The organism is Streptomyces sporangiiformans (genome assembly GCF_005768555.2).
GTDB lineage: Bacteria > Actinomycetota > Actinomycetes > Streptomycetales > Streptomycetaceae > Streptomyces > Streptomyces sporangiiformans.
On the sequence record NZ_VCHX02000336.1, the window covers coordinates 25,416 to 35,017 of the forward strand.

Genomic DNA, 9,602 nt, shown 5'->3' on the forward strand with positions numbered 1-9,602 from the left:
GTCTCAGGAGGACCATGGAGAGGGCACGACCTCGCGCCAGGATCGAGACCCTGAATCGATCTCGACACATGAACCGACTCAGCAACGGAGCACCGTGAAACGCCTGAAGTGGCCGTCCTGGCTGCCGATCGACCCGTACATCCTGCTCCTGCTCGGGACGGTGGGGCTGGCGGCGCTGTGGCCCGCCCGCGCAGCAGCGGCCGATGTCGCGTCCGGGGCGTCGACGGGCGCGATCGCCCTTCTCTTCTTCCTGTACGGGGCCCGCCTTTCGACCCGCGAGGCCCTGGACGGCCTGCGCCACTGGCGGCTCCATGTCACGGTTCTGGCCTGCACGTTCGTGGTGTTCCCGTTGCTCGGCCTGGCAGCCCGCGGCCTTGAGCCGGTGTTCCTGACGCACTCGCTCTACACCGGACTGCTCTTCCTCACGCTGGTGCCCTCGACCGTACAGTCCTCCATCGCGTTCACGTCCATGGCACGCGGCAATGTGCCCGCAGCGATCTGCGCGGGCTCCTTCTCCTCCCTCGCGGGCATCGTGATCACCCCGCTGCTCGCGGCGACGCTCCTCGGCAGCGCCGGCGGCGGCTTCTCCGCGGACTCGATCCTCAAGATCGTGCTGCAGCTGCTCGTGCCGTTCGTGGCGGGGCAGGTGCTGCGCCGCTGGATCGGCGGGTTCATAGCGCGCCACAAGAAGGTCCTCGGCCTCGTCGACCGGGGCTCGATCCTGCTCGTCGTCTACACCGCGTTCAGCGAGGGCATGGTGCAGGGCATCTGGCACCAGGTCAGCCCGGTACGACTGGCCGGCCTGCTCGCGGTCGAGGCCGTGCTCCTGGCCGTGATGCTCGCGCTCACCTGGTACGGGTCGAAGGCGCTGCGCTTCAGCCGGGAGGACCGGATCGCCATCCAGTTCGCCGGATCGAAGAAGTCCCTGGCCGCCGGTCTGCCCATGGCGAGTGTGCTCTTCGGGGCGCAGGCCTCGCTGGCCGTGCTGCCGCTGATGCTCTTCCACCAGATGCAGCTCATGGTCTGCGCGGTGATCGCCAAGCGCCGCTCCCAGGACCCCGAAGCGGACCTCACCCCCGCCCCAGCCGCAGAGTCACGAATCGCGGTCGGTACAGGGACACGTTCCGGCTGAGGTTCGACTGTGCCGTAGTCCCGGTCGCGTCCAGCCAGTTGACGTCATAACTGAGGACGAGCCTGCCGCCGAGCGCCGGGTGAACCTGCGGGTTGTACGCCGCCACGCCCGACTTCTGTTCGGGCAGCGGCGGACTGAAGCCCTTGGCGGGCCCGCGCCAGGGCCCGGTGGGCGAACAGGCCCAGTACGAGGTGACGGTCGTCAGCCCCTCGGCGCCCGCCGCCATCGTGAACAGCACCCAGGTGCCGCCGTCGCGCACGACCGTGAACGCACTGCCCACGCCCTTGCGGCGGCCGTCCCCGAGGACGGGTTTCATGCGCGCCGAGGTGCTGGACCATGCCGTGCCGTCCCAGTACTGCCACGCGTCCGGTTCCGCGAGCCGGTCGCGGGGCACGCGCGCGACATACGCCTTCGAGGCGGGGCGCGAGGCGGCCTGCCCGTCGTCGCCGCCGAACACATACGTCCAGTTCCGGTCACCGGCCACCGCCGTCGTGCCGAACAGCACCCGCCGCGCCGGATTCGGCACCTGCTGCTGGTCGAGGACCTTGACGATGCCCTCGACCCGCAGATCGGGCAGCGAGAGCGTGGCGACCTCGGTGGCGGTGGGCATGCCGTAGATCCAGGGGTACGCGCCGGTCGTACGGGTCCACAGCAGGACCCGTACGACCTGTTCCGAGGAGCCGGGGGAGCGGGACTCGACCCGGGCCGCGACCGGCCAGCGCCACTGCCCGGGGGCCGGGTCCTGGAACAGCGGGGCGGGCAGGGTCCTCTGGAGGCGGCCGCCGGACATCACCACGGCGGAGTTGCGCACCATGGGCGCGGTCTGGTCACGCCAGGCGTACGACTCGCCGACCGGGTTCGGCGGGCCGTGCACCTGGCCGAGATACGTGTCCGAGAACAGCCACAACACCCGCCCGTCCGGCAGCCGCACCGAGTGCGTGCCGTCGCCGCCGGTCCAGTCGTCGGTCCGCGAGGCGTCGTCCCCGTACCGCGCGAACTCGCCCGTGAGGTCCGACTTCGCGGCCCACGAGGTGACCGTACGGGGCGAGCAGCCGCCCTCCCGGCCGTCGTCCTCGTCCGGGAGGGCGGTGAGCAGGGCGGCCCCGAGGACCAGGGCCAGAAGCAGGCCCAGCCCGGCCCCCGTACGGTGTCGTGCTCGTGTGTCGTCGGGCACGCCCGGGACGTTAGTGGCTGCCGCTCACCCGGTCCATGGGCAGCCACAACACGGTGTCCCGGGTCACAGAAGCGTTGGTGGTGCGTACACCGGTCAGCTCGGCGTCGCTCAACGCCCGGTCGTAGACGCGTACTTCGTCGATCGCGCCGGTGAAGTGCGCCCGGCTGTCGAGCTTCTGGCCGATGTGCACGCCGAACGGCGAGTTGCGGCTGACGGAACCCGGCACGTCCGCCGTGCTGACCGGTGTGCCGTCGATGAACAGCGTGAGCTGTCCTCCGCCGCGACGCAGCGCCAGATGATGCCACTGGCCGTCGTTGTACGCGCCGGTGGTGCGCACGGACGCGGATCTGGGCGCCGACGCACCGTCCCGGACGGTGATCAGTCCCTGGACGCGGTTGCTCGCGGGCTCGCCGCGCAGCCACACCTGAGGCTGTGTGCCGCCGACCCCGCCCATCCACAGCAGGGGCTGCTCACCGGTCGTGGCCGAGTAGCGGAACCACAGCGACGCGGTGAAGTCCTTGGTGCCGAGTCGCAGTTGCTCACGGTAGGGCAGGCGTACGGCGTCGTCCGTGCCGTCGAACCGGAGAGCTCCGCCGATCACTCCGTCCGTCGCCTGTGCGCCGCCGAGGACCGACGCGCGGCGGGCTTCCGGTGCCTGGTCGGCGGTGGTCGGGTCCGGGCCGCGGCGGGGCTGCAGCCAGTCCTCGGTGAAGCGGGCGAAGCGGATCTCGTCGCGTGCGTCGACCGTGCCGCCCTCGTACATCAGGCCCACGGTGGCGCGGTCGATCCCGACCATGTCCGAGTAGCCGGACCAGTCCGTCGTGACGACCGTGCCGCGGTCCACGCTGTCCCAGGTGCGGCCGCCGTCGTACGAGGAGCGGATCATCATCGTCCGGCGCCGGTCCGGGTCGCCGGGGCAGGCCAGCAGGATCCGGTCGCCCCATCGCAGGCTGGAGCCCTGGACCTGGGGGGTGTAGAGATTCGGTAGGGCACGGAAGGGCGAGGCGAAGCTGTCGCCGCCGTCGCGGCTCACCGCCTGCGTGCGATGGCCGAGATCGGTGCCGTCCTGTTCGCGCCCGCTGACGAGGATCGCACCGTCGGCGCGCTCCGTCATGGTCATCTCGGACGGCTTCTGCCGGAACGTGCCGCCGTCCGGTATCGGGTACGAGTCAGTCGCCCCGATCCGCCAGTGGTCGCCGCCGTCGTCGCTGACGATGAGCGCGGCGTGGTTGGCGGAGACCCTCCCCCAGCCTCCGGCCGGGGGGACCCCCATCTCGCTTCGCTCGCCGTTCCACGTCTCGGTGTTGACGCCGAAGACGAGCCGGCCCGCGTGCTTGCCACGGGTCAGCTGGATGCCGTGCACGGGCCCGGTCGCGTACCAGGAGTTCCAGTGCGCCGGAAGGATCTCGTCGCTGAGGTCGCGCGGCTCGGACCAGGTGCGGCCGTCGTCGTCGCTGTGCTGCATGTGCGGGGTGCGGTCACAGGGGACGTCGCAGTTGCGGCCGTCCGTACGGCCCGTGTTGTAGGTCTCGGCCAGTACGATGCGGCCGGTCTCGCGGTCGACGACGGGGGCCGGGTTGCCGTGCGTGTCGCCCGCACCCTCGTTGATCACCTGGAGCGGGCCCCAGGTGCGGCCGCCGTCGGTGGAGCGCTTCAGCACGATGTCTATGTCGCCGGCGTCGCTGCAGTCGTTCACCCGGCCCTCGGCGAAGGCGAGCAGTGTGCCTTGCGTCGTCTTCACGACGGCGGGGATCCGGAAGCAGGCGTATCCGGGATCCTGGGAGGCCTTGAAGAGTACTTGCTGCTCGAACCCGGCGGACGTGTCCGCCAGTTGGGCGTTCGCCGGTTGGGCGTTCGCCGGTTGGGCGCTCGCTGGTCGGGCGTCCGCCGCCGGGCTGGGCAGCGCCAGTAACGCGGCGGTGGTGAGCACCGCCGTGACGGTGGATCTCAGTCGGGTGCGAAGAATGGATCTGAGTCCTGCGCGAACACTTGACGGCATGGTGCGACCTGCCCTTCATGCGTCTGGACATCCGGACATCCCACGTCCAACGTGCGCACCACAGACGCTACTTGGGCTGTGAGCCACCCCACAAGAAGCGTGCGGCGTCCGTATCGCGCCTGCCTCCGTGCTGTGCCGTGCGGTACCTGGCCCGCCAGGGCTCAGGGGAGTTCCCTCCGCCGAAGTGGCGGTGGCAGGACCGGCAGGACGGTCGCCGGCTCGGGAGCCGGTGCCGGGTCGCCCGCGCCGGTCTTGCGGCAGACCAGGGCGTCCGGGTCGTCCGCGGGTACTTGGAGGCTGTACCCGTCCGGGCAGGCGGGGCCGGGGTCGCCCTTCTCGCCCTGGGGCCCGGGATCGCCCTTCGGCCCCTGGTAGCCCTGCGGGCCCCCGGCGCCGGGTGGCCCGACAGGGCCGCTGGAGCCGTCCGTGCCGTTCACGCCGTCTGTGCCGTCCGTGCCGTCGGCACCCGGGGGTCCCGGCTCGCCCGGCTCTCCGGAGGGGCCCGGTGAACCCGAGGGGCCGGGCGGTCCGGGCTCGCCTCGCGGTCCTCGCTCCCCGCCGGGCCCGCGCTGCCCTCCCGCCCCGGTCGCGCCAGGCTTGCCCTCGGCGCCCGGCTCACCGGGGATCGCGGCCGGTACCTGAACGCGGTCCATCAGGTCGTCCACGGCCTCGGCGGGGTCGGGGGCCGCCGGGGTGCCGCCACCGGCCTCGATCTGGGCGCGCAGGGCCCGTACGTCCTGCGCCAGCGTCGACACGGCCTCGCCGCGCCGGTCCGTCTCGACGCGCAACTGCTCGGCCCTGCGATCACCGGCGTCGATCCGCGCCCACAGGATCACCGCGATGCCGGAGAGACCGATCAGTACGCAGACGAGGAAGACGCTGCGCCAGCGTGCGGCAAGCAGCTGCTGGAACCAGGTCACGGCGCTCCTCCGAGTCGGTGGATGTCGAGTCGCAGACGGGCGATCTCCGACTGGTCGGCGGCGTGCATCGAGTGCAACTCGTCGATGCGCGTGTCGCGTTCGGCGATCTGGCGCTCGAGGCGGTCGCGTTCGGACTGGAGCTTCTCGGTCAGGCTGGAGTACCCGTTCAGGGCGTTCTCGCCCCGCTTCCCCAAGTACGCCACCACGGCCGCGCCCAGCACGCCCACGCAGGCCAGTAACGAGCCGAGCAGGGTGGTGCCGGCATCCAAGTAACTGCCTCCTACCTGGACGACGGGCCACGCGGACGTGGCCCGGTTGAGGTCGTCCGGAGTAACGAGCCAGGAGCCCTCGGGGGTGTGCCCGCACCGTGCCGTACCTTCGGACGAGTGCTGACGGAGCGTCAGGTAGCTGTACTACCGCTTGATGGCTGCTGCGACGCTGTGAGAAGGCGGCGCGCAGGGCAAACGACGAACTGCTCGCACCGCTCTCGGAAACCGCACGCGAGCAGTTCATGAACCCGTTGAACCGGATTTCCGGTACGGACGGCTGACGCGGGCTAGCGTTCCGCCATGACCGTAGCCGACACCGAACGCCGCCTCGCCGTCGACCCGGCGCGCACCGCACTCGTGCTCGTCGATCTGATGGACCGCATCGTCGGACTGCCCCTGGAGCCCCGCAAGGGCGACGAAGTGCTGGCCACCGCCGAGGAGCTGGCGGCCGCCTTCCGGGCCGTGGGCGCGCTCGTCGTCCTCGTCCGCGTCGAGCGGCCCGGCGTCCCCGAGCAGCCGCCCGGCAGCCAACTGGTGTCCGGACTCGCCGCCGACGGAGACATGGAGATCGTCAAGCGGACCCTCGGCGGATTCCAGGGCACCGGTCTGCACGAGCGGCTCCGCGAACGCGGCATCTCCACTCTGGTGCTCGGCGGAGTCGCCACCAACCTCGGCGTCGAGTCCACCGCCCGCGCCGCCGGTGACCTCGGTTACGACCTCGTTTTCGTCGAGGACGCCATGTCCGCGCTCACCGCCCCCGAGCACGAAGCCGCCGTGCGCCTGGACTTCCCGCGCCTGGGAACGGTCGTCACCGGTTCTGAGGTGCACTTCGTCTAGCAGTCACCGCGGGCTGAGGCGGGGCCCCTCCGGCGCAGGGGGCGCTCCCCGCCGGGTGGGGGCCCCGCCGCCGTGTCGCGGGGAGCCGGTCAGCTCTGGGCGGCCGCGGCCCGCAGGGCTATCCGGTGCTCGCCCGCGTACACGTTCATGGAGGCACCCCGCAGGAAGCCCACGAGGGTCAGACCCGTCTCCGCCGCGAGATCCACCGCCAGCGACGACGGCGCCGAGACCGCGGCCAGTACGGGGATGCCCGCCATCACCGCCTTCTGGGCGAGCTCGAACGACGCCCGGCCCGAAACGAGCAGAAGCGTGCGGGAGAGCGGCAGTGTGCCGTTCTGGAGGGCGCGGCCGACCAGCTTGTCGACCGCGTTGTGCCGGCCCACGTCCTCACGGATGTCGAGCAGCTCGCCGTCCACGCTGAACAGGGCCGCCGCGTGCAGACCTCCGGTCCGGTCGAAGACCCGTTGCGCCGCGCGCAGCCGGTCGGGGAGGCTCGCGAGCAGTTCGGGTTCGAGCCGGATCGGGGGAGCGCCGTCCGCGTGGGTGCCGTCCTCGTGGGTGGCGTCTCCGTACGGGGCGTCTCCGTCGTCGATCGTCCAGCGGGCCGTCGTACGGACCGCGTCGAGGCTCGCCTTGCCGCACAGGCCGCAGGACGATGTCGTGTACACGTTGCGCTCGAGCGTGATGTCCGGGATCACGACGCCCGGCGCCGTCTTCACGTCCACGATGTTGTACGTGTTCGAGCCGTCCACCGTCGCGCCCGCGCAGTACACGATGTTCTGCAGCTCGTCGGCCGCGCCCAGTACGCCCTCGCTGACCAGGAAGCCCGCGGCGAGCGCGAAGTCGTCGCCCGGCGTGCGCATCGTGATCGCGAGCGGCTTGCCGTTCAGCCGGATCTCCAGCGGTTCCTCGGCGACGAGCGTGTCCGGGCGGGTGGAGACCGCCCCGTCCCGGATGCGGATCACCTTGCGTCGTTCCGTGACTCGTCCCATGTCCTGATCAGCCCCGGTTCTGTACGTGCTGGTAGCCGAAACGGCCCTTGATGCAGAGGTTGCCGTGGGTCACCGGGTTGTCGTGCGGGGAGGTGACCTTCACGATCTCATTGTCCTGCACGTGCAGCGTGAGATTGCAGCCCACTCCGCAGTACGCGCACACCGTGGTCGTCTCGGTCTGCGCCGACTCGTCCCACGTACCCGCCGCGCGCATGTCGAACTCCGACTTGAACGACAGGGCTCCCGTGGGGCAGACCTCTATGCAGTTGCCGCAGTACACGCACGCGGAGTCGGTGAGCGGGGCGTCGTGCTCCACCGCGATCCGGGCGTCGAAGCCCCGCCCGGTGACCGAGATCGCGAAGGTGTTCTGCCACTGGTCGCCGCAGGCGTCCACGCACTTGTAGCAGAGGATGCACTTGTCGTAGTCGCGGACGTAGAGGTCGTTGTCGATCTTCGGTTCCTCGTTCAGACGGGCGGCGTCCGGGCCGAAACGGTCGGGCTTCGCCTCGTACTCCTTGATCCACTCGGCCACCCGCGGTGTGGTCGACACATCGACCGAGGAGGCGAGGAGTTCGAGGACGATCTTCCGGCTGTGCCGGGCCCGCTCGGTGTCGGTACGTACCTCCATTCCCGCCTCCGCCTCGCGCGAGCAGGCCGGGACGAGCGTGCGCGAGCCCTCGACCTCGACCACGCAAACCCGGCACGCGTTCTTGGGCGTCAGGGTGTCGCCCTGGCACAGGGTCGGCACGTCCTTGCCCGCGTCCCGGCAGGCGTCGAGGATCGTCGCCCCCTCGGGAGCCCGGACCGGCTCGCCGTCGAGCGTGAACTCCAGCAGACGACGGGGGATCCCCAGCGGTACCACGGTCATTCGTACGCCCCCAAGCGGTCGATGGCGGATTCCACGGCGTTCCACGCGGTCTGCCCGAGACCGCAGATCGAGGCGTCCCGCATGGCACGGCCCACCTCGCGCAGGAGTGCGATGTCGCCCGCCGCGTCGGCACCCGTGCGTTCGACGATGCGGTGCAGCGCCTCCTCCTGGCGCACGGTGCCGACCCGGCACGGCACGCACTGGCCGCACGACTCGTCACGGAAGAACTCGGCGATGCGCAGGAGCAGACGGGGGAGGGGAACGGTGTCGTCGAAAGCCATGACGACGCCCGAGCCGAGCGTCGTGCCCGCCTCCCGCGTGCCCTCGAAGGTGAGAGGGACGTCCAGCTCGTCGGGGCGTACGAAGCCACCGGCCGCACCGCCGAGCAGGACGGCGCGCAATCGCTGACGTACGCCCGCCAGCTCCAGCAGCTCACCGAGCGTCGCGCCGAACGGCAGCTCGTAGACACCGGGCCGGTCCACGCTGCCCGACACACAGAACAGCTTCGGGCCCGTCGACGTCGAGGTGCCGATCGCCGCGTACGCCTGCGCCCCCGTCGTGAGGATCGGCAACACGTTGACCAGCGTCTCCACGTTGTTCTCGGCAGTGGGTTTGCCGAACAAACCCTTCTCCACGGGGAAGGGCGGTTTGGCACGCGGCTCTCCTCTGTACCCCTCGATGGAGTTGAAGAGGGCGGTCTCCTCGCCGCAGATGTAGGCGCCGGCGCCCCGCCGGATCTCGATGTCGAAGGCGTACCCCTGGCCGAGGATGTCGTCCCCGAGCAGCCCACGCGCGCGTGCCTGCCCGATGGCGTGCTCCATGCGCTCCAGCGCGCGCGGGTACTCGCCGCGCAGATACAGGTACCCCTGGCGGGCGCCGACCGCGTACCCGGCGACCGCCATCGCCTCGACGAGCGCGTACGGATCGCCCTCCATGACCACGCGGTCCTTGAAGGTGCCCGGCTCGGATTCGTCGGCGTTGCACACGAGGTAGTGCGGATGGTCGGGCTGGGACGCCGTGGCCTGCCATTTGCGACCGGTGGGGAAGGCCGCGCCGCCGCGACCGACCAGGCCCGCGTCGGTGACCTCGCGGATGACTCCGGCGGGGCCGAGCGCGAAGGCTCGGCGCAGGGCCGTGTAGCCGCCCTGTGCTCGGTAGTCGTCCAGTGAGGCGGGGTCGACTGCGCCGACGCGACGCAGCAGCACCAGCGACGGGTCACCGGCTTGAGGGACGGCCATCGATGCGGGGGGCTCCTCGGGTGCCGAGCCGGGTGAGGTGGCCGCGAGGACGGCGGATTCGACGGTGGCGGGAGCGGTGACGGCCGTGGCCCTTTGGGGATCTCGCCCCCGCCGCCCCTTCCCGTCCCGACCCTGGGGCTCCGCCCCGGACCCCGCCAGGGGGCTCTGCCCCC

General features: G+C 71.2%; 9 protein-coding genes and 1 pseudogene. 3 read left to right on the forward strand and 7 right to left on the reverse strand.

The window, feature by feature from the left end; genetic code table 11:
• The first annotated feature begins 94 nt into the window (after positions 1 to 94).
• The gene (locus FGD71_RS42600; RefSeq protein ID WP_119105956.1) at positions 95 to 1,132 is read left to right on the forward strand and encodes a bile acid:sodium symporter family protein; all 1,038 of its coding nucleotides are present in this window, start codon (positions 95 to 97) and stop codon (positions 1,130 to 1,132) included.
• Here the strand turns inward: FGD71_RS42600 and FGD71_RS42605 are convergent.
• The 4 genes from FGD71_RS42605 to FGD71_RS42620 all read right to left on the reverse strand — a co-directional run bounded on the left by FGD71_RS42605 (position 1,071) and on the right by FGD71_RS42620 (position 5,494).
• Positions 1,071 to 2,306 carry a DUF4185 domain-containing protein gene (locus tag FGD71_RS42605; RefSeq protein WP_119105957.1) on the reverse strand — a complete coding sequence of 412 codons (1,236 nt, stop codon included), beginning with the start codon at positions 2,304 to 2,306 and terminating at the stop codon, positions 1,071 to 1,073. The genes FGD71_RS42600 and FGD71_RS42605 overlap by 62 nt on opposite strands.
• Before the next feature lie 10 nt (positions 2,307 to 2,316).
• Positions 2,317 to 4,305, reverse strand: coding sequence for a sialidase family protein (locus FGD71_RS42610; RefSeq protein ID WP_119105958.1), 1,989 nt, complete (start codon positions 4,303 to 4,305; stop codon positions 2,317 to 2,319).
• Positions 4,306 to 4,466: 161 nt separating this feature from the next.
• Positions 4,467 to 5,225 (reverse strand): collagen-like protein, encoded by a 759-nt coding sequence (locus FGD71_RS42615; RefSeq protein ID WP_119105959.1) that lies wholly within the window; start codon positions 5,223 to 5,225, stop codon positions 4,467 to 4,469.
• Entirely contained in the window at positions 5,222 to 5,494 is a 273-nt protein-coding gene (locus tag FGD71_RS42620; protein ID WP_119105960.1) for a hypothetical protein, read from the reverse strand. Before FGD71_RS42620 ends, FGD71_RS42615 begins: the two co-directional genes overlap by 4 nt.
• A 158-nt stretch (positions 5,495 to 5,652) precedes the next feature.
• Between FGD71_RS42620 and FGD71_RS49480 the strand changes: the two are divergent.
• Together FGD71_RS49480 and FGD71_RS42630 are read left to right on the forward strand one after the other, a co-directional pair.
• Positions 5,653 to 5,775 (forward strand): annotated as a pseudogene (locus FGD71_RS49480) (MarR family transcriptional regulator); the annotation flags it as partial.
• A 19-nt stretch (positions 5,776 to 5,794) separates the two neighbouring features.
• On the forward strand, positions 5,795 to 6,331 hold the full coding sequence (locus tag FGD71_RS42630; RefSeq protein ID WP_119105961.1) for an isochorismatase family protein: 537 nt from the start codon (positions 5,795 to 5,797) through the stop codon (positions 6,329 to 6,331).
• An 89-nt stretch (positions 6,332 to 6,420) separates the two neighbouring features.
• Here FGD71_RS42630 and fdhD read toward each other — a convergent pair whose 3' ends face one another.
• The 3 genes from fdhD to FGD71_RS42645 form a co-directional block, all read right to left on the reverse strand.
• The gene (fdhD, locus tag FGD71_RS42635; protein ID WP_119105962.1) at positions 6,421 to 7,323 is read right to left on the reverse strand and encodes a formate dehydrogenase accessory sulfurtransferase FdhD; all 903 of its coding nucleotides are present in this window, start codon (positions 7,321 to 7,323) and stop codon (positions 6,421 to 6,423) included.
• 7 nt (positions 7,324 to 7,330) lie between these two features.
• A complete protein-coding gene (locus FGD71_RS42640; RefSeq protein ID WP_119105963.1) occupies positions 7,331 to 8,191 on the reverse strand; it encodes a 2Fe-2S iron-sulfur cluster-binding protein in 861 nt (286 codons plus the stop codon).
• A partial coding sequence (locus tag FGD71_RS42645) for a complex I 51 kDa subunit family protein (RefSeq protein WP_240437044.1) occupies positions 8,188 to 9,602 on the reverse strand: 1,415 nt, incomplete at its 5' end. The genes FGD71_RS42640 and FGD71_RS42645, both read right to left, overlap by 4 nt.

Excerpts from the sequence above, each read along its gene's own strand:
- FGD71_RS42610 (WP_119105958.1), bottom strand. The coding sequence starts at position 4,305 with ATGCCGTCAAGTGTTCGCGCAGGACTCAGATCCATTCTTCGCACCCGA.
- FGD71_RS42630 (WP_119105961.1), top strand. The coding sequence starts at position 5,795 with ATGACCGTAGCCGACACCGAACGCCGCCTCGCCGTCGACCCGGCGCGC.
- fdhD (WP_119105962.1), bottom strand. The coding sequence starts at position 7,323 with ATGGGACGAGTCACGGAACGACGCAAGGTGATCCGCATCCGGGACGGG.
- FGD71_RS42640 (WP_119105963.1), bottom strand. The coding sequence starts at position 8,191 with ATGACCGTGGTACCGCTGGGGATCCCCCGTCGTCTGCTGGAGTTCACG.